16 protein-coding genes are annotated in these 19,257 nt (G+C 40.1%); 10 read left to right on the top strand and 6 right to left on the bottom strand.

The genetic code is table 11. The features are described from left to right. Positions 1–100 precede the first annotated feature (100 nt). Both QOL76_RS02270 and QOL76_RS02265 read left to right on the top strand, forming a co-directional pair. Positions 101–3,349, top strand: a complete 3,249-nt coding sequence (locus QOL76_RS02270) for a UvrD-helicase domain-containing protein (RefSeq protein WP_283411399.1) — start codon at positions 101–103, stop codon at positions 3,347–3,349. An 82-nt stretch (positions 3,350–3,431) separates the two neighbouring features. Next, entirely contained in the window at positions 3,432–6,269 is a 2,838-nt protein-coding gene (locus tag QOL76_RS02265) for a PD-(D/E)XK nuclease family protein (RefSeq protein WP_283411398.1), read from the top strand. Here QOL76_RS02265 and QOL76_RS02260 read toward each other — a convergent pair whose 3' ends face one another. Continuing rightward, positions 6,270–6,893, bottom strand: a complete 624-nt coding sequence (locus tag QOL76_RS02260) for an acetate and sugar kinases/Hsc70/actin family protein (protein WP_283411397.1) — start codon at positions 6,891–6,893, stop codon at positions 6,270–6,272. It lies immediately after the preceding gene. Between the two features lie 7 nt (positions 6,894–6,900). Continuing rightward, positions 6,901–8,139: an LVIVD repeat-containing protein gene (locus tag QOL76_RS02255; RefSeq protein ID WP_283411396.1), complete on the bottom strand. Its 1,239-nt coding sequence runs from the start codon at positions 8,137–8,139 to the stop codon at positions 6,901–6,903. Between the two features lie 383 nt (positions 8,140–8,522). On the opposite strand from QOL76_RS02255, the gene QOL76_RS02250 reads away from it, so the two are divergent. From QOL76_RS02250 to QOL76_RS02225, 6 genes are all read left to right on the top strand, one after another. Continuing rightward, positions 8,523–11,186: a PQQ-dependent sugar dehydrogenase gene (locus QOL76_RS02250; protein ID WP_283411395.1), complete on the top strand. Its 2,664-nt coding sequence runs from the start codon at positions 8,523–8,525 to the stop codon at positions 11,184–11,186. 64 nt (positions 11,187–11,250) lie between these two features. After that, positions 11,251–12,105 carry a hypothetical protein gene (locus QOL76_RS02245; RefSeq protein ID WP_283411394.1) on the top strand — a complete coding sequence of 285 codons (855 nt, stop codon included), beginning with the start codon at positions 11,251–11,253 and terminating at the stop codon, positions 12,103–12,105. A 100-nt stretch (positions 12,106–12,205) separates the two neighbouring features. Then, entirely contained in the window at positions 12,206–12,574 is a 369-nt protein-coding gene (locus tag QOL76_RS02240; protein WP_283411393.1) for a hypothetical protein, read from the top strand. Between the two features lie 121 nt (positions 12,575–12,695). Next, entirely contained in the window at positions 12,696–13,952 is a 1,257-nt protein-coding gene (locus tag QOL76_RS02235; protein ID WP_346771394.1) for a DEAD/DEAH box helicase, read from the top strand. Positions 13,953–14,077: 125 nt separating this feature from the next. Then, positions 14,078–14,497, top strand: a complete 420-nt coding sequence (locus QOL76_RS02230) for a VOC family protein (RefSeq protein ID WP_283411391.1) — start codon at positions 14,078–14,080, stop codon at positions 14,495–14,497. Positions 14,498–14,500: 3 nt separating this feature from the next. Continuing rightward, positions 14,501–14,791 carry a GNAT family N-acetyltransferase gene (locus QOL76_RS02225; protein ID WP_283411390.1) on the top strand — a complete coding sequence of 97 codons (291 nt, stop codon included), beginning with the start codon at positions 14,501–14,503 and terminating at the stop codon, positions 14,789–14,791. 5 nt (positions 14,792–14,796) lie between these two features. Here the strand turns inward: QOL76_RS02225 and QOL76_RS02220 are convergent, their stop codons facing one another. Beyond that, entirely contained in the window at positions 14,797–15,057 is a 261-nt protein-coding gene (locus tag QOL76_RS02220; protein ID WP_283411389.1) for a hypothetical protein, read from the bottom strand. Positions 15,058–15,082: 25 nt separating this feature from the next. On the opposite strand from QOL76_RS02220, the gene QOL76_RS02215 reads away from it, so the two are divergent. Continuing rightward, complete coding sequence (locus tag QOL76_RS02215; protein WP_283411388.1) at positions 15,083–15,490, top strand: GNAT family N-acetyltransferase; 408 nt, start codon at positions 15,083–15,085, stop codon at positions 15,488–15,490. A gap of 108 nt (positions 15,491–15,598) precedes the next feature. Next, positions 15,599–16,732 carry a serine hydrolase domain-containing protein gene (locus QOL76_RS02210; protein ID WP_283411387.1) on the top strand — a complete coding sequence of 378 codons (1,134 nt, stop codon included), beginning with the start codon at positions 15,599–15,601 and terminating at the stop codon, positions 16,730–16,732. A gap of 7 nt (positions 16,733–16,739) precedes the next feature. Here the strand turns inward: QOL76_RS02210 and QOL76_RS02205 are convergent, their stop codons facing one another. The 3 genes from QOL76_RS02205 to QOL76_RS02195 all read right to left on the bottom strand — a co-directional run bounded on the left by QOL76_RS02205 (position 16,740) and on the right by QOL76_RS02195 (position 19,252). Beyond that, on the bottom strand, positions 16,740–17,132 hold the full coding sequence (locus tag QOL76_RS02205; RefSeq protein WP_283411386.1) for a response regulator: 393 nt from the start codon (positions 17,130–17,132) through the stop codon (positions 16,740–16,742). 174 nt (positions 17,133–17,306) lie between these two features. Further along, positions 17,307–18,935 (bottom strand): chaperonin GroEL, encoded by a 1,629-nt coding sequence (gene groL, locus QOL76_RS02200; protein WP_283411385.1) that lies wholly within the window; start codon positions 18,933–18,935, stop codon positions 17,307–17,309. A 38-nt stretch (positions 18,936–18,973) separates the two neighbouring features. Next, positions 18,974–19,252: a co-chaperone GroES gene (locus QOL76_RS02195; RefSeq protein WP_086542933.1), complete on the bottom strand. Its 279-nt coding sequence runs from the start codon at positions 19,250–19,252 to the stop codon at positions 18,974–18,976. Between the last annotated feature and the right edge of the window lie 5 nt (positions 19,253–19,257).

The following is a 19,257-nucleotide window of genomic DNA, read 5'->3' as shown; positions in this document are numbered from 1 at the left end:
GAACTTGCTGCATTTTTATCCGACAATATTCGTCAAAGCTTGAATTCAATAGCCTTGAAACTGACTTCCTTCCTTATCTTAGTTCCCTTACTTTTTCTATATGGATCAAAGACCCTTTATCATTTATAAATCCTCAGCTGGCTCAGGAAAAACCTACACGCTAACGCTGGAGTACCTCAAACTTGCCCTTAAAAGCCCGCATGCTTTCAAGCAAATCCTTGCTGTGACCTTTACCAATAAGGCTACACAGGAGATGAAAGAGCGTATTTTGAAAGATCTTACACGGTTGAGTAAGGAGATCAGGCCTTCAGAATTCCTAGATCAGGAGTTGATGGATGCGTTAAGTCTTTCTGAAGAAGGATTGAAAAATGCAGCCAGAGAAACATTGCTGGATATTTTGCATGGCTATGGCTATTTCGCTGTTAGCACGATCGATTCCTTTTTTCAGCGTGTGATTCGATCCTTTGCAAAGGAGATGGATTTGCAGGCGAAATTCGAACTGGAATTAGACCAGCCTGCGGTTCTGAATCGCTTGGTTGATCGAGTAGTGGAGCAGGTTTCTTCAGATGCCAATTTAAAGAAATGGCTCACAGAATATGCCGAAGAGCGGATTGAAGAGGGGAAAAGTTGGGATATTCGATCTGCTTTGGGAGGTCTTGGAAACGAGATATTTAAGGAGAGTTTCAAAGCGCATCAATCACTTTTTGAAGCCACCATAGCCCAAGATGGATTTTTGGGAGAATTTAGAAAAGTTATTAAAGGACAAAAAGATGAGTTGGTCGCTGAGGCTTTGAAGATCAAGAAACAAGCGAATGAGATTAGAATCAGTCATGGCTTAGATTGGACAGATTTTAAAGGTGGGGCTAGTTCATTTGCAAAGCGATTTGATCAGTTGGGAGATGAAAAGATGCCGATTCCATCGCTAACAGATGTGATGAAACGGGATCTTCCCGATGCGGATAAATGGTATGCTGGGACCAGCAAAAGGAAAGATGAGATCAGATCTGCTGCAGAAGCTGGGTTAATTGAGTTGATTTTTAAGCTCCCTGCTTTGCTCACGCAATGGAATACGCTGACGGCTTTGAGTCGTAACTTGAATGCATTTGGAGTTTTTAGAAATCTACTTCATGAGCTTCGAGAATTGAAAGATGAGGAAAGTATCTTGATGATTTCGGATGTGAATGACTTCTTGAAAGGAATAGTGGCCGGAAATGATGCGCCATTTATTTATGAGAAAATCGGGAATCAGTATCGGAATTTTTTGATCGATGAGTTTCAGGATACCTCCGAATTTCAATGGTCTAGTTTCAAACCACTTTTGGTCAATTCACTGGGCACGATGAACACCAATCTGCTCGTAGGGGATGTGAAGCAATCTATCTATAGATGGCGGGGAGGGAGGCTGGAATTATTGCTTCATGAAGTACAAGAACAAATAGCTGAAAACTATCAGAATATCAAAAACTTATCGGTAAACTTTCGGAGCTTACCTAAAGTAGTTTCTTTTAATAATTCCCTATTCGAAGCTTTGCCTGAATTAATGCAGGAAGGAATAAATTCAGAATTTAAAGTGGATGCTTTTAACTTGCTTTCAGATGCTTTTTCCGGAGTAAAACAAGACGTTCCAAAGAAGAAATTGGAACTGGGGTTTCAGGGAAAGATCCATCTTGAATTTACTCAAAAGCCAGCGAGAAGTTCATATGACACAAGCGAAGATGAGGAGGAAGATGAAGAAGGTGACGGAGTTTTGGATAAATTAATTCCTATCATAAAGGAGCTACAAGACAAAGGCTATGAGCCAAGAGATATTGCTTTTCTCGTGAGGAAAAACCAGCAAGGTGCGGACATCGCTGACAAAATAATGACCTATGCCCAGGAAAATCCCGACAGCGGTTATTGCTTTGATGTGCTCTCTGAGGAGTCATTGTTCTTGACCAAATCTTCCGCTGTAAAAGCTGTGATTGCATTGCTTCAGTATTTGGGGAATCCTGCCGATTTGGTGCCTTTGAAAACCTTCTGGTTCTATTATGCGCTGATCCATGAATTGGACTACAGCCATGAGCTTTTTGAGAAAAATTCTCTACCAGCTGAATTACTAGACAAGCAACGCTATTTAATCGATCATCTCAATCCTTATCTTCAGTTGCCTCTGATGGAGCAGGTAGAGGAAATTATTAAGTTTTTGGATGTGTATGAGCGAAAGGTGGATTTAGCTTACGTTTCGGGTGTGAAAGAAGCAGCTTTCGATTTTGTGAAAAAGAACCGGGCTGATTTGCAGGGATTTTTGGATTGGTGGGAGCTGAATCAATTCAAACGAACCGTGAAGATTCCTGAGAACCACAATGCGATGCGAATTTTGACCATTCACAAATCCAAAGGCTTGCAATACAAAGCAGTGATCATGCCTTACTTAGATTGGAAGATTGTGGCAAGCGGACTTCAGGCACCTATTATTTGGAGTGAGTATGCTATTTCTGATACGCTCACAACAGTGCTTCCCTTAACACATCAATCATCGCTGGTAGATTCTGAGTTTGTAGAAATGTATGGGGATGAGGTGAGGTTGGCCTACTTGGACACCCTGAATATGCTTTATGTGGCATTTACCCGGGCAGAAGAAGTGTTGTATGGATTTGCTGATTTTACACAGACTTCAAAAGGAATTGTTAATCTGAAGCAATCCGGAAATATATTATACACTTTATTCAGGCAGGGATTTTCCATACCTACTCAATCCTCCTCTGAATTTTGGGATGAGGAAAATTTAGTATTTGACTGGGGAGAATGGCCAGGATATTCGGATAAAAAGGTAGTTGCAGAAAATGAAGTTGTGCAGCTGAACTGGAATTCTACCGACTGGAGGGAGAAGTTGAAAACCCGTGAATACGCCTGGGATTTTTCTGAAAATGGAATTCAAGCCCGTGAACAACGCAGGTTGGGAGTTTTGATCCATGAAATTTTAGAGGAGGCCCGATCCATGGAAATGGCCTTGGAAATACTTCAGTCCTTTGTTTTTGAAGGAAGAATAGATCAGGAAACTCAACAAGTGATCAATTCTCAACTTATCGAATTATTTCAGTTACCTCAATTCAAAACTTGGTATTCCGATGATTTTCAAGCGATGTCTGAGCAAGGGATTCTACTTCCTGGCGGAAAGCAGAAGCGTCCAGACCGGATTTTGGTAGGAGAGAATCAAGCCATGGTGATTGATTTTAAAACGGGAGAGAAAGCCTCCAAACATCAAGCACAAGTGAAGGAATATATGGATTTGGTTCATAAACTAACCCAACTGCCTACGCAAGGTTTCCTTTGTTATTTAGAGCCCACAGAAATTTTTGAAATTCAATGAAATGTCCATATGATGACATTCTCAACAAATGGGATGATTACTTTGGACATTCCATCTGACCGTCAAAAAACAACTACAACAGATGAATAGTTTTTTAAAAAATACAGCAGAAGATTTATTGAACTCAGGTCAATCTCTTCGGGATATGATCATTGTCCTGCCAAATAGGCGTGCAGGGCTGTTTTTCACCCAGCATCTAGGGACACTCATCGATACCCCGACTTGGATGCCGGAGGTTAAGACGATAGAGGAGATTTTCTATACTCAAGCTGGCGAAAGGCCTTCTGACGAGTTGAGTTTGATATTTGAATTGTATGAAGTTTATAAAACTCTGCAACCTGAACCGGAGGATTTTGATCGCTTTTACTTTTGGGGTGAGTTGATTTTGAAAGACTTCAATGACTTAGACCAGTTTCTTGCGGATGCAAAATGGGTGTATAGCAACCTGGCTGATATCAAGGAGTTTGAAACCGATTTGAGTTTTCTCTCTGTGGAGCAAGTGGAGTTGATCTCGAGATTTTGGAAATCGTTTAAAAATCAGACAGAAGCAGAGCGTATTAAGTTTTTGAAATTCTGGCAAATTCTGGAACAGCTTTATGCTCAGTTCCAAGCTAATCTGACCACAGCTGGAATGAGCTATTCTGGCAGGATTTACAGGTCAGTTGCTGAAAAATTAAACGAGATTCAAAAACCTAAAAAACAGTTTTATTTCCTTGGTTTCAACGCTTTTACACTTGCAGAAGAGAAACTCATCAAGCATTATGTCAAAGAGTTTGGTGCAAAAATCTACTGGGATCTAGACTCCTATTATTTGGATGACAAGCGCCAAGAAGCAGGTTTATTTTTCAGAGACTATAGAAAGGATTCTATTCTCGGGCCTACTTTTCCAGAAGTCATTCCAAACAAAATCAGAGAAAAAGCCAATCTCATCAAAAGCTATTCTATTCCGCTCAAAATCAATCAGGCGAATCTAGTTTCAAAGATTACCGAATCTATTCCGAATAATGAGCGATTAGAGGAAACAGTTATTATTCTTCCAGATGAGCAATTGCTTTTTCCAGTATTGCATTCCCTCCCTGAATCCATTCAAAAGCTGAACGTGACGATGGGTTATCCCATCAGGAATGCACCGATATTTTCCTTCTTGGATGCAGTGTTGGATTTGCAGCGGTATTTGCGAGTGAAAGAGGAGGGTGTATTTTTCTATCACAAGCCTATTACCGACTTACTGTCATTTTCTTATTTGAAAGAAGTAGATGGAAAGTTTGTGAGGGAAATACTTCAAGATATAAAAGGAAAAAACCTCGTGGAGGTCAATGCAGACGAGCTCGCGAAAGGCGGGGAGTTATTTGCATTGGTATTCAGAAAAGTGGAAGCCGCCGAGCTATTTGCCTATCTCGGTGAGCTGATGCAGTTTCTTGCTCAGAGTTTGGAAAATGATACTATCCAGCGAAGTTATCTTTTTCAGGCTTTTAAGCAATTGACAAGAATCCGCGATGTGTTTGCAAAGAATGCTCCAGGGAATGTAAGGGCAGATTTCTACCTGAAACTTTTTCGCCAGCTTTTCAGGGAAATCAAATTGCCTTTCGAAGGCGAACCTCTGGAAGGATTACAAATCATGGGGGTGTTGGAATCCAGAAATTTGGACTTTCGCAGGGTGATTATTTGTGATGTAAATGAAGGTAGTTTTCCTCCAGGCGGCGGGATCAATTCTATGATTCCTTTCAATTTGAGGAGGGCTTTTGGGCTACCGGTTCAGGAGCAGAACGATGCGATTTATGCCTATACTTTTTACCGTTTGCTTCATCAGGCTGAGGAAGTTCATCTTATTTATACTACGGCTTCAGATCAAGGAAAAGCCGGAGAAATGAGCCGTTTTATCCAACAGATGCAGGCCGAAATCGGTGTTGAGCATCCCGCTGCAGTTTTGGTTCCGGTTGATTTGACTCCTGGTAAGGCCATTACGATAGAGAAAACACCAGAGATTTTGAATAGTCTGAGACGCTACGTTTTGACTAATCCAAATCCCAATGAGCAGATTTCTTTTTCAGCTTCGGCGCTGAATTCCTACTTGGATTGCAGTCTTAGATTTTACTTTCGATACGTAGCTGGTTTGAAGGAAAAAGAAGAAGTTGTGACCGAAATCGACGCTTCGACTTTTGGCTCCATGCTTCATAAAGCTATAGAGTTGCTATACAAGCCCGACGAAGGAAATGCATTCCGGTTAATCGATACACATACCATTGAGCGATTGAAGGATACTATTCCTACAGCCGTAGATGCTGCGATTGTGGATTTTTATGAGGCTGAGTCCATCGACAAGCTTACGCTAAGCGGTCAGTTGCAGATAGCGAGAGCTATTATGATCAAGTATATCAAAGCTATTTTGAAATATGATCAGGCAAACGGTGATTTTAAAGTGCTGAACTTGGAACGTAAATACCAAGCAGGAATTCCTGTCGAGACGGTGGATGGAATTCAAAATATTGCTATTGGAGGTTTTATTGATCGTGTAGATGAAAAGGATGGCGTGATCCGACTGATAGATTATAAGACTGGAAAGGACAATAAGAAGGTCACCACGATTGAGTCATTTTTTGATAGAGATGACAAAAAGCGCAATAAGGCCGCAATGCAAACTATGCTCTATGCCAAGCTTTTCCAATCAGAAAATCCTACCGTTAGGAAAGCTTTAAAACCTGGGATTTTCAACATCAAGGAGATTTATGATGCTAACTTCAATCCTTTTTTGATGCTGGATAAAGAGGAAATTCAAGATTACCGTGAGTATGCAGAGACTTTTGAAGGTGGACTTTCCAGTCTTATTGGTGAAATCTATGATCCTCAGAAGCAATTTAATCAAACGGAAGATGTGAAGAAATGCGAGTACTGTGCGTATCGGGAGATTTGTGGTAGGTAGTTAAAACATTAATCCTGCTCGGAATACAAAGCTTCGAAACAGGAAATTGTTTTCTGTCAGAGAGTTATAGCCTGGTGGGAGTTTGTCATTCTTAATGACTTGAGAGCCTTGCTGTATTAATGTTCCCCAGTAGTGCGAGATTTGTTGTCTTTTGTATGCGAAACTGAAAGAAAGAGCAGTTTTATCCTTTTTTGAAGGAAAGCTAATTCCTACAGATGGACTAACTAAAAAACCACCTTCATACCAGCTTTTACTCCATTGATCGCCTATTTTTTTCTCCAAAATTGTAGAGCCACCTCCTATATCCAATCCTCCAAAAAGCTTTGGTTTATCATCTTTTCCAAGAAATCCCCTCCATCCCAAAGCGACAGGAATGACGGAGATCTCATCGTATTGATCAATGCCTAGAGAAAACCCGACGACGTGACTCTTGGTGATATGAGCACCATGAAAAGTCATGAAGCTGACATCAAAGCGCCGCTGACGACTTCCATCCCATTGTTCCTCACTTTTGCCAAATAAGATCCCAATTTCAGTTTGCCCGAAATATTTCTTCTCCTGAGCCAGACTTTTAAAACTCAGGAATAGTAAACCAATACATATGAGTTTAGCTTTTCGAAACATCTACCTATCAATAAAACTGGGTAGGATTTGTGACTTGGATACAGCTAAGTTTCTTCAGTTTAGCTGGATTGCTGTAGTCAAATTGGCATACGCCATCTGGGCCAATAACAATTAGGGATTTAGGCCCCGGAATCAAATCGACCGACTTTTGATCGGTCAAAAATTCAAGTTGATTTTGATCTATGTTCATAACATCAGTTGCATTGAAGCTTTTTAAACCGTGCGCACCTTCCGCTATGTAGAGAAAGTTTCCTGCCAAACCTAAACCGTGTGGATTAAGCATAGGGTAAGATTTTTTTAGTGTTGGATTGTACAAGTCATTAATATCGATGACATGCAGTTCATCCACGCCATTGCATGCAGTTCCATTTCTGAGGGTTACAAAGGCGTAATCTTCATTAACCACGACTGGATCGCAAGCTTGCACGTGCTCATAGACAGCCATTCGAGTAGGGGAATTAGGTGTACTCGCATCGTAAATATGCATACCTACATTTGATCCTATGAACAGTTTGTCCTGAAAAGGAAAAATAGTTTCTATTCCCCAGCCCAAATCAATAGGTTTTACAAAAGTGGGATTGGAAGCTGTTTTAACATCAAATACCCGTAAGGTAGATTGGTCTACAGCGTAAAGATGCTCATTAGAAAGTGTGAATCTAGCCATGGATCCACCTGTACCATAGCTTTGAGACGCTGCGGAGTAATTAGCAGAAAAGCTCATGCTGGAATTCATCAGCCAAAATTCTCCTCCCCAGTTTGGGTTTTCTGATGTCAGTACGGTGTCCTTAAATGTGATAATTTCACCGGTTTGATGGTAATACATATGAGTAAAAACATCTTCTATCCTTTTGATAAGTTTAATGTTTGCAATATTACTAATGTCAAAAGCCAACAAGTCGACGTAATTATCAGCATAAAGAATGTTACCGTTTACTGCTAAATCTACGTTACCTGCAATTGGAATAAAGCTTAAATTGATAGGGTTGGCAGGATTTTCATTATTCAGTATGTGAATACCTTTTGTGGGTTCGTTGATAAAAAGGTAATCTTGATAAATGTAGATTTTGCCAGGATTGTCCAACGGTTGTGCCGGCTCGGTAGTAATGACTCTTGCCCTGATATCGCTCATTTCGTAATAGACGGGCATCATTGTCCGATAAGTGTACGAAGAATTCATTTCATCATGGCAGGAAGAAAAAACAAAAACTGATAGTAAGAAAATCGCGGAGGAGTAGAGGGATTTCATATAGTTCGAGTTTAGTGGTATAAAAGTATGTATTAGTTAGACGTATCAAAACAATAATGTGCTACATCGCTGGCGGATAAAAGATGATTTTTTTTTATAAGAGTCTAATTGCTAAATAAAACAACGACATCTTGTTATCAATCTCCTTTCCTAGTTTCTTGACTTGTATTGGAAGACTGCTGAGGCGAATAATAGTGTCAAGTTTATCAAACAATGACTCTTACTATTGGTATTTAATGGCCGTAAAACCATTAAGCGATCTCGTTGGTTGTTTTGGAAAGAGAGGTTCTCTTGTCTTGATTATAAACCTTTAATCATAATCTTGGCGCGTGTTTTTCAGTTTTCTATACCTTCACGCCTAGATAAAAGTCTGAATAATACCTATGCGAAAATATCTTATTCTGTTTGCAGTTTGTGCTATGAGTTTTTGGGGTTGTGACAAAAAGCAAGAAGATCCATTTGCAACTATAAAGCCTGATGAATCCCGTTTCACGAAAATACCTCTTGCTGGGAATTTCAATGAACCTATGGAGATAGAGGTATTGGATAACGGTGATGTATTGATTATAGAGCGTCACGGTTTGCTTAAACTTTATCAGGAAGATTCTGGAGAAACAATTGTAGTAGGTGAACTAGACGTGTTTCCAGAACGTGAAGATGGTTTGATGGGGATGGCGAAAGATCCTAATTTTGCCGAGAATCACTGGCTATATCTTTATTACGCCCCTGCAAATGAAGCTGCACTAAATAGAATTTCCCGATTTGATTTCGTAGATAATCAGCTTGACTTAGCTTCTGAGGTTAAAATTTTAGATATCGATCTGTTCCGAGGATGCTGCCACTCCGGTGGAGGATTGGAGTTTGATTCAGAAGGTAATCTATACCTTGGCATCGGTGATGACACAACTCCTTTCGAGTCTAGTAATTTCAATCCTATCGATGAGCGTCCTGATCAACCCAAAAATGTGGATGCCCAGCGAAGCTCGGGAAATACCAACGATTTGCGCGGAGCGATTCTTAGAATCAAGCCAAATCCTGAAGGTGGCTATTCTATTCCTGAAGGGAATTTATTTCCTGTAGGCACACCAAAAACTCGCCCTGAGATCTATGTCAAAGGAAACAGGAATCCCTTTAGATTTTCTATCGATAGCCATAATGGGAACTTGTTTTGGGGTGAAGTGGGGCCCGATGGTGCTGAGGATAAGGAAGGTCGAGGACCTAGAGGATACGATGAAATCAACGTAGCAACTGGTCCTGGTTATTACGGTTGGCCATATTTTGTAGGAAATAATTATGCGTATTGGAAATACGATTTTGAAACTGGAGAGAGCTTATACCAATTCGATCCGAAAGCCCCTAAGAACACCTCTCCAAATAATACCGGAATGGAAATCCTTCCAGAAGCTCATCCTGCATTGATTTATTACCCATATGCTGAGTCTGAAGAATTTCCTATGCTTGGTCAAGGAGGTAGAAATGCCATGGCTGGTCAAGTATATTACCGTGAAGATTATGAAGATTCAGAAGTTAGATTTCCAGGATATTACAATGAAAAGTTATTCATCTATGATTGGATGAGAAACTGGATTTTCACAGTTAGTTTGACAGAGAATTTTGAATACGATACCATGGAGCGTTTCATGCCGGAAACTCACTTTGAGAAGCCAATGGACATGCAGTTTGCAAAAGACGGTTCCTTGTATGTCTTGGAATATGGTACTTTTTGGAGAGCTAACAACGATGATTCCGGATTGTATAGAATTGTTTTTTCCGAAGGAAATAGAAAGCCATACGTGCAAATCTCTGCAGACCAAACCCAAGGTGCTGCTCCTTTAACGGTGAATTTTTCCTCTGCAGGAACTCAGGATCCAGATACAGATGATAAGATTACCTTTCAATGGGAATTCGGAGAAAATGGACTTACTTCCAATGAAGAGAATCCATCATACACGTTCGAATCAGCCGGTGTATATAAGGTGACTTTGACCGCGACAGATAAACAGGGAGAGGATGCAACTTCATTTTTGGATATAAAGGTCGGAAATGAAGCACCTGTAGTGTCCATAGATTGGGCTGGAAACAAGAGCTTCTATTTTGGAAAGCAGGCCATCAATTATGCTGTGACTGCTAGTGATAAGGAAGATGGGCAAATTGACCCTTCACAAATTAAAGTCAGTATTGACTACTTGGAAGGTGGATACGATATTATTGAGATGGGGCATCAGGAAGAGGTGCTGAGTATAGGAGAAACGTACATCAATGAAGCTGGTTGCAAAGCTTGTCATGGCATTAGCAATCAATCCGTAGGCCCTGATTACACCTCAGTTTCGGAGAAATACAAAAATGATCCAGATGCAAAAACGTATCTGATCAACAAAGTTAGAAATGGAGGTTCCGGCGTTTGGGGAGATCAACTTATGCCTGGGCATTCTCATTTGGATGAAAAAATGGTGGGGCAAATGGTTGATTTTGTTTTGAGCATAGCGAATCCAAATGCTGTTTCTGGTTTGCCGGCATCGGGTAAATATCAGATTGAAAACACGGAAGATTCTGAAGGATTTTATTTGGTTCAAGCTTCCTATGAGGACCAAGGAGCAAATGGAATAAAGCCAATCAAAACGACTAGCCAGCTGAAATTGAGAAATACTTCTGTTTCCGCTTACAGTGCTGATGGCATTGAAAATGTGGCTAGGGCAAATCCTGAGGATGAACATTATGTGCAATTCACAGCAAATAATTCCTGGTTGCTGTTTAGAAATATTGATCTCAATCAGATTAAGCAAATCACCTTGGCTATCATGCCTGGAAATACCAAAGGGAAGCTTCAGGTCAGAGCTGGATCACCAGACGGCGAGTTGATTGCGGAATCCGGTATTTTAACCAAAGATTCTAGGCCTTCGTCAGGACCGCAAGTAGGTTGGTTTGCAGCTCCCTTTACTATTCCAGCTACCGATTACTTTGGGGATGTTTATTTCGTATATGTTACAGAAGAGCCAATATCTATCTGGAGCACTTTCAATCTCAACACCTTAAAATTTGAGAAGTAAACGTAACAATATTCTTAGTTTATAGTTAATGGAGGTAAGATTAAACCACTAACTAACTATTATTATGAAGATTGTTAAAATTGTAATTCCACTGTTTTATTTAGCGTTATGCATCCCAGCTTTTGCTCAGAATTCACATCCTTTGGAAGAAAAAGAAAAGAAGGATTTAGAATTCCGAGCTGTGGCTGAATTAGGCTTTTTGTCCGTATTAAGCCATAAAGTACAGTTTGGAGAAAACGGGACATACTTTGATTATAAAAGAGATGGGGGACAGAATGTGCTATTTCCAGTGGGTAGGCTTTCTCTTGAATTGGACATTAAGGAGCGCAACACATTTATTTTATTGTATCAGCCTCTGACTATTCAAACTCAGGTTTTGCTGAATGATGATATCGTGGTTGACGACTTAGTCTATCCAGCAAATACTTCTGTGGATTTGCTTTATAATTTCCCTTTTTATAGAGTTAGTTATCTGAGGGAATTGGTTCCTAACAAGCCGAAATTTGATTTGGCTGTAGGAGGAAGTATACAGCTAAGAAACGCTACTATCACATTTGAATCTACCGATGGAGAAAGGTTCCGTACCAACAGAGACGTGGGTATAGTTCCAGCTCTGAAAGTTCGTTCTAGGTATGATTTGAGTGAGTTGGTTTACTTAGAACTGGAAGCAGACGGTATCTATGCTCCGATTAGTTATCTGAATGGAAGTGATAATGAGGTGAAAGGAGCGATTTTGGATGCAAGCATCCGGTCAGGACTGAAAGTGACTAATGACGTAAATGCATTTTTCAATCTTCGTTACCTTGGCGGCGGAGCAGTTGGGACCTCTGAGGATGAGCCAGGGCCGGGAGATGGCTATGTGAAAAATTGGCTTCACTTTATGACAGTAACTGCTGGAGTTTCTTACAGGTTTAATTAATGAAAGAATGATCAAAATCGAATTTTGGCGGGTAGAGTTTTAATCCTCCCGCTATTTTTTTAGAAACTATTTATTTAAATTCCTTCAAACTTTTTAGCATATGGCCATAGAGAAAAAATACTGTTTGAACTGTAATTCGGTGATTCAAGGCAGAATTGATAAGAAGTTCTGTGATGATAACTGCCGTAATTCCTACAACAATCAGCAAAATGCCTTTTCAACTAATTACATCCGAAGGGTAAATCACAGCCTGAAAAAGAATCGAAATATTCTGGAATCAATCATTCCTGAAGGTGAGGAAATGGGCAAAACAACACGTGCGCGACTGTTGAGTGATGGATTTCAATTCAAATATTTCACCCATCTCTACGAAACCAAGAAAGGAAACGTCTACCATTATTGCTACGACTATGGCTATTTGGGGCTAGAAGGAGATTGGTTTTTAGTGGTGAAAGGAAAGGAAGTTTAGCTGCAGGTAGGGAATTGATCGCTTAGCTCATTAGAAATGGGTACTTTTGTGTGTGTTAGAAAAACAACAAAATTCCACCGCCCAGTATCTCAAAAGCCTTTCGATTGAAAGCCTCAACGAAATGCAAACTGAGTTCATCTCCAGAGCAGCCAAAAATCCCCATCTCGTACTTTTATCACCAACTGGTTCAGGAAAGACAGTTGCCTTTCTCATTCCACTTTTAAATTCACTGAAAGAAAATGTACGGGAAGTACAGGCCTTGATTATCGTCCCTTCTAGAGAATTGGCGATCCAGATCGAGCAGGTTTTCAAAGGCATGAAAACTCCATTTCGAGTCAGTACTGTTTATGGTGGACATTCTTCCAAGTTAGAATCAAACAGCTTAAGTGAATCACCGGACGTGATTATCGGAACTCCTGGAAGACTGGCTGACCACATAGAAAGAGGTTCTTTCGATCCAAAAACTGTGCAGACGGTAGTATTGGATGAATTTGATAAGTCCTTGCAAATGGGATTTCACGAGCAATTGAAAGTTATTTTCGGAGCCTTGAATGGTCAGCAAAGACATTTGCTAACTTCGGCGACTGTGTTGAAAAGACTACCAGACTTTCTTCCCTTTGTAGATCACCGTACGGTTAATTTTCTTAAAGATGTGGTCGAGTCCAAATTGGAACTGAAGATTGTCCATAGTTCAAGCAAGGAAAAAGGGGAAACGCTGATGCGTTTGGTAGCAGGATTTCAGGATGAGTCCTGTATCGTTTTTTGCAATCACCGGGATGCAGTGGATAGACTGAGCACATTGCTGAATGAGTATGACTATTTTCATTCGGTTCTTCATGGTGGTTTAGAGCAAATCGATCGTGAGAAGAACCTGATTCGGTTCCGAAGCAAAGTCACGAATCTTTTGATCGCGACTGATTTGGCTTCACGAGGGCTTGATATTCCGGAGATCAAGCATGTAGTTCATTACCAATTGCCTCCAAAAGAAGATGCTTTTATCCATAGAAATGGAAGGACAGCCAGAATGCATGCAGAAGGATTGTCATATCTGATTTTGGCAAATGACGAATCCAGGCCAGATTACATTGAAGAATTTATTGAAGAATATAAAGTGGGAGAGAAGCTCGTTCCACCTGTTCCTCAAGAATGGACTTGCCTCTATGTAAGTGCCGGCAAAAAGGATAAAGTAAGCAAGGGTGATATTGTGGGAATGCTTACTAAAAAGGGAGGTTTAAATAGCGCCGAAATTGGTTTGATTACGATTATGGACTTTGCTTCCTATGTGGCAGTGAAAAGTAATTTGGTACAAAAACTGATGCCAAAATTAAAGAATGAGCGAGTGAAGAAGGTTAAGGTGAAGATTGAGGAGGCCAATTAGAATGCAGTAGGCAGTTTCAGTGATCAGTACTAATATTTGCACATAGTTAATCCTGAAATTCCTTTGCCGGTTTTTTGAATTGTGAATATCCTTATCTTAATACTTCAAAACAATCAAGAAATCAAATGAAAAAACGAGTTACAGGTATCGGTGGGATATTTTTCAAAGTCAAGGATCCAGCAAAGACTAAAGATTGGTATCAGACACACTTAGGCCTAAATACAGACCCGTATGGAGCTACTTTTGAATGGAGAAGTGCTGAAGATCCGAATCAAAAAGGCTTTACCCAATGGTCTCCGATGAAGGATGATACTACTTATTTCAAACCTTCAGAAAAGGAATTTATGATCAATTACCGTGTAGAAAATCTCGTGGAGTTGGTGAAAGAATTAAAGGCAGAAGGAGTTACTATTTTGGATGAGATCGATGATACAGAATACGGGAAGTTTGTGCATATACTCGATCCGGATGGACACAGCATTGAGCTTTGGGAGGCAGTAGACGAAGTTTATGATGAAATGACTGAAGGCAAAACTACGAGCTAAACCATGAGTGAAATAAAAATCGAACATGAAACTGATGGGAAAAGAGGTTCTTTTTTCATCCAAGAAGGAGCTAAGCGCTTTGCAGAAATGGTTTATGTCATGGCCGGTGCAAAAAAGATGATTATAGAGCATACCGAAGTTGATGAAAGCCTTCAAGGTCAAGGAATAGGATTAAAACTTTTGAAGGAGCTGGTAGAATACGTGCGGAAAGCAGAGATCAAAGTCATTCCGCTTTGCCCATTCGCCAAAGCGATGTTTAAGAAAAAGGAAGAATTTCAGGATGTCTTAAACTAACCTGTTTAAAAAAAGAGCGTCCAGATAAGCCATACCAAAATAAGGATCACCATTATTGCGAAGAAGTATCCGCTCCTAGAGAAAGAAGAATATCTGCTGTTTCTATACTTGATACTTTCATCAATGCTTTTTAGGTCAGCTTTGTCCATATTTTTCTCACGGGTAACCCCATCAGGTCTTGATGATTTGGGACGGATTTTTCCCAGATTTCGATTCTCCTTCGAAGACTTGTTTGCTGAAGAAATAAAGCCGGCTCCTCCTGTCATTATTAACTAATTATATCTCAAAATAATGGTTTCTTATGAAATAGAAAAGAACTTGCCCCTACAGGATTTTATTCATGTCCTGACTGATTCAGGATTAGGGGAGAGAAGGCCCATGAATGACCCCGACCATTTAGAAAGAATGCTTCGTAATTCTAATTTGGTGATTGTTGCAAGGGATTCAAGACAAGTGGTTGGAGTGTTGCGGGGTTTATCTGATTTTTCCTATAGAACTTTTATAGCAGACTTAGCAGTCATTTCGGCTAGGCAAGGAGAAGGAATAGGTAAGGGGATGCTCAAGTTTGCCCGGAGCTTAGCTTCCGATGCCAGGCTATTTTTATTTTCCGCTGAAGGCTCTATTCAATTTTACCAGAAAATTGGTTTTGAGCTCCATGAACGCTGCTATCAGTTGAAGCCGGATGAACAGATTAAATAGGTTTATTTACTTTTTTATGACTTATTTTGGACCAGAAGATTCACCTTGAATTTGTAGGTCGATTAAACCTATCTGCTCTTCTTACATCTAATTTGTAATAATATAAAAATGGGGCATTTTAAGATTTTGATTAAGAAAGTAGTGGTAAAGAATTTGAGAGAAATATTGATCCTCGCGTATTTGGTAGTATTGATCGCTGCTTGTGCGGAAGCTCAAAAACCTGCGCCTAACAATTCAAATCTATATTTTCCCCCGACCGAATCCTCGATTTGGGAAAAGCAATCCATAGCAGACCTAGGATGGGACGGAGTGAAATTTGCGGAATTTCTAGCTTGGCTACCTACCCAGGATACCAGAGCTTTTATCATTCTCAAAGATGGTAAAATAGTAGTTGAGGAATATTGGGGCAATAAGTTAACTGGTGCTGGAGAGATGGATGAAAACTCCTATTGGTATTGGGCTTCTGCAGGAAAAACTCTCACTGCTACATTGGTGGGTATTGCTGAGAATAAAAAGTTGTTGAAAACTAATGACCGAACGCAAAAATATCTTGGCGAAGGCTGGACATCACTCACCAACAACCAAGAGCGTGATATTCGAATAATTCATCAGCTAACCATGACCACTGGACTGGATGATGGAGTAGCAAATTCAGATGCGACTAAGCCTTCTTCCTTAGTGTTTTTAGCTGAGCCTGGTAAGAGATGGGCTTACCACAATGCTCCTTATACTTTGTTAGAACAGGTAGTTCAAAATGCATCTGGTCAAAGCTATCAAAATTTCTTCAATGAAAATTTGGGTGGAAAAATAGGGATGAAAGGGTTTTGGCAGAGAACCGGCGAGAATAATGTGTTCTATAGTGACGCCCGCTCCTTTGCAAGATTTGGGCTTTTATTGCTTGCAAAGGGGAATTGGGACGGAGATCAGATCTGGTCAGGAGACTTTTTCAATGAGTTATCAAAATCCTCTCAAACCCTGAATCGAAGTTATGGATACCTCACTTGGCTGAATGGGCAGAGTTCTTATATGATTCCACAAACTCAAACAATTTTTCCAGGTATGCTAGTGCCTAATGCACCTGTAGATATGTACCAGGCTATGGGAAAAAATGGACAGTTCTTGATGGTCGTACCCTCAGAAGGATTGGTTATTATAAGAATGGGTGGGTCGGGAGATAATGCGTTGGTTCCATTTCTTTTGATCAGAGACATTTGGGATAGACTGGGACCCATTATTAACTAATCTGGGGTTATTCTTTCGTGTATTTCTCTAATTGAGTCTTAATTTTCTCAAAGGTCAGGGGTTTTTCTAAAAAGCCTGAAACTATCTTATAACCTTGAGCTTTAAATCTATCTTGATAATCGATAGAACTAGAAAGAATAACTATTTTATCACGTCTATTCGGGTGAGCCTCTTGGTATTTATTGAGGAACTCCCACCCATTTAAAACGGGCATATTTATGTCCAAAAAAATAAGAAGAGACTTGTTTGGGTCAATATCATTGAGTTGGCTAAGAGCTTCTTCAGCTTCGAGAAATTCTATGATGTTATCAGTAATACCAACTTTTCCAAGTAACCTTTTATTAATAAGGTTATTTATGGGGTCGTCATCCACTAGAAAAATTGTGTCAAATTGGATCATTTATGGGATTGAAATAGAAAAAAGGATAATTGACTAAGCCAAAATACAATTAATACTGATCCAAGAAAAAGGTTTAACCGCCTTTTTTAAATTTAAAATATGGAGCTGCTAATACTCAGGCAATAAAAAAGGAGGTTCTTTAGAACCTCCTCTTAAAGTATGGTGAACCAGTGATTACATCATGCCACCCATTCCTCCGCCGCCCATTGGTGGCATTGCAGGAGATTCTTCTTTCATATCTGCTACTACACACTCAGTAGTCAATAGAAGTGCTGCAATAGATGCTGCATTCTCAAGAGCTAAACGAGTTACTTTAGTAGGATCGATTACACCTGCTTTGAACAAGTCTTCGTAGACGTCAGTTCTTGCATTGTAGCCATAGTTACCTTTGTTTTCTCTGATCTTATTGATCACTACAGAAGGCTCACCGCCAGCATTAGAAACGATAGTTCTCAATGGAGACTCGATAGCCTGTCTGATGATGTTGATACCAGTATCTTCATCTTCGTTAAGACCTTTCAGGTTGTTAAGTGCTTCAGCAGCTCTTACGAGTGCTACACCACCACCTACTACCACGCCTTCTTGAACGGCAGCTCTAGTTGCGTGAAGTGCATCATCAACACGGTCTTTCTTTTCTTTCATTTCTACTTCAGTAGCAGCACCGATATAAAGTATAGCTACACCACCAGAAAGTTTAGCAAGTCTTTCCTGCAGTTTCTCTCTGTCGTAATCAGAAGTAGTTTTGTCAATCTGAGCTTTGATTTCAGCGATTCTACCTTTGATAGCAGCTGCATCACCAGCACCATTCACAAGAGTCGTATTGTCCTTGTCAATGTTGATTTTCTCAGCTCTACCAAGCATGTCGATAGTAGCATTTTCCAATTTGAAGCCTCTTTCTTCAGAGATTACTGTTCCGCCAGTAAGGATAGCGATGTCTTCCAACATAGCTTTTCTTCTATCACCGAAACCTGGAGCTTTCACAGCTGCCACTTTCAAGGCACCTCTGATTTTGTTCACTACCAAAGTAGCAAGAGCTTCTCCGTCTACATCTTCAGAAATGATTACTAGACCTTTTCCTGACTGAGCTACTGGCTCAAGAACTGGAAGCAATTCTTTCATCGAAGAGATCTTCTTGTCGTAGATCAAGATGTAAGGCTGCTCTAATTCTACTTCCATTTTCTCCGTGTTAGTCACGAAGTAAGGAGAAAGGTAACCTCTGTCAAACTGCATACCTTCTACAGTTTTAACTTCAGTTTCAGTACCTTTTGCTTCTTCAACAGTGATCACACCGTCTTTACCTACTTTGTCCATTGCGTTAGAAATCATTGTTCCGATTTCTTCGTCATTGTTAGCAGATACAGTCGCTACTTGAGCGATTTCTTTAGATGTAGAGATTTGCTTAGAATCAGCTTGAAGTTGCTTAACAACAGCAGCAACTGCTTTGTCAATACCTCTCTTAAGATCCATTGGGTTAGCTCCGGCAGCTACGTTTTTGATACCTACACCGAAGATAGATTGAGCGAGGACAGTAGCAGTAGTAGTACCATCACCTGCATTGTCAGCAGTTTTAGAAGCTACTTCTTTTACCAACTGAGCACCCATATTCTCGATTGGCTCAGCCAATTCGATTTCTTTTGCTACAGACACACCATCTTTAGTAATGGTAGGTGCACCGAATTTTTTATCAATGATCACATTACGTCCCTTTGGACCCAATGTCACTTTTACTGCGTCAGCAAGTGCATCAACGCCTTTCTTCAGCTGATCTCTTGCACTTGTGTTGAAAAATAATTGCTTAGACATATTGTTACTATTTTGAGTTAACGATTAAGGATGATTTATTAAAGTATTGCAAAGATGTCAGACTCTCTCATGATAAGATAGTCACTGCCTTCTACGCTTAGCTCAGTACCGGAATATTTACCGTACAATACAGTATCACCAACTTTAACGGTTAGAGGCTCATCTTTTTTGCCATTTCCTACTGCTACTACAGTACCTTTTTGTGGTTTTTCCTTAGCGGTATCTGGGATGTAAAGTCCAGAAGCTGTTTTCTCTTCAGCTGCAGCAGGTTGTACCAAAACTCTGTCTGCAAGAGGTTTGATGTTCACATTTGACATAATAT

This window comes from Algoriphagus winogradskyi (assembly GCF_900182815.1).
Taxonomy (GTDB): domain Bacteria; phylum Bacteroidota; class Bacteroidia; order Cytophagales; family Cyclobacteriaceae; genus Algoriphagus; species Algoriphagus winogradskyi.
Note: the sequence above shows the minus strand (reverse complement) of the source record. Positions and strands in the feature narration are given on the sequence as shown.

Coding starts and splice junctions, on each gene's coding strand:
- QOL76_RS02230 (WP_283411391.1), top strand. CDS start 14,078: ATGAAAAAACGAGTTACAGGTATCGGTGGGATATTTTTCAAAGTCAAG.
- QOL76_RS02260 (WP_283411397.1), bottom strand. CDS start 6,893: ATGTTTCGAAAAGCTAAACTCATATGTATTGGTTTACTATTCCTGAGT.
- QOL76_RS02215 (WP_283411388.1), top strand. CDS start 15,083: ATGGTTTCTTATGAAATAGAAAAGAACTTGCCCCTACAGGATTTTATT.
- QOL76_RS02225 (WP_283411390.1), top strand. CDS start 14,501: ATGAGTGAAATAAAAATCGAACATGAAACTGATGGGAAAAGAGGTTCT.
- QOL76_RS02245 (WP_283411394.1), top strand. CDS start 11,251: ATGAAGATTGTTAAAATTGTAATTCCACTGTTTTATTTAGCGTTATGC.
- groL (WP_283411385.1), bottom strand. CDS start 18,935: ATGTCTAAGCAATTATTTTTCAACACAAGTGCAAGAGATCAGCTGAAG.
- QOL76_RS02255 (WP_283411396.1), bottom strand. CDS start 8,139: ATGAAATCCCTCTACTCCTCCGCGATTTTCTTACTATCAGTTTTTGTT.
- QOL76_RS02195 (WP_086542933.1), bottom strand. CDS start 19,252: ATGTCAAATGTGAACATCAAACCTCTTGCAGACAGAGTTTTGGTACAA.
- QOL76_RS02235 (WP_346771394.1), top strand. CDS start 12,696: ATGCAAACTGAGTTCATCTCCAGAGCAGCCAAAAATCCCCATCTCGTA.
- QOL76_RS02220 (WP_283411389.1), bottom strand. CDS start 15,057: ATGACAGGAGGAGCCGGCTTTATTTCTTCAGCAAACAAGTCTTCGAAG.
- QOL76_RS02205 (WP_283411386.1), bottom strand. CDS start 17,132: ATGATCCAATTTGACACAATTTTTCTAGTGGATGACGACCCCATAAAT.
- QOL76_RS02265 (WP_283411398.1), top strand. CDS start 3,432: ATGAATAGTTTTTTAAAAAATACAGCAGAAGATTTATTGAACTCAGGT.
- QOL76_RS02210 (WP_283411387.1), top strand. CDS start 15,599: ATGGGGCATTTTAAGATTTTGATTAAGAAAGTAGTGGTAAAGAATTTG.
- QOL76_RS02270 (WP_283411399.1), top strand. CDS start 101: ATGGATCAAAGACCCTTTATCATTTATAAATCCTCAGCTGGCTCAGGA.
- QOL76_RS02250 (WP_283411395.1), top strand. CDS start 8,523: ATGCGAAAATATCTTATTCTGTTTGCAGTTTGTGCTATGAGTTTTTGG.
- QOL76_RS02240 (WP_283411393.1), top strand. CDS start 12,206: ATGGCCATAGAGAAAAAATACTGTTTGAACTGTAATTCGGTGATTCAA.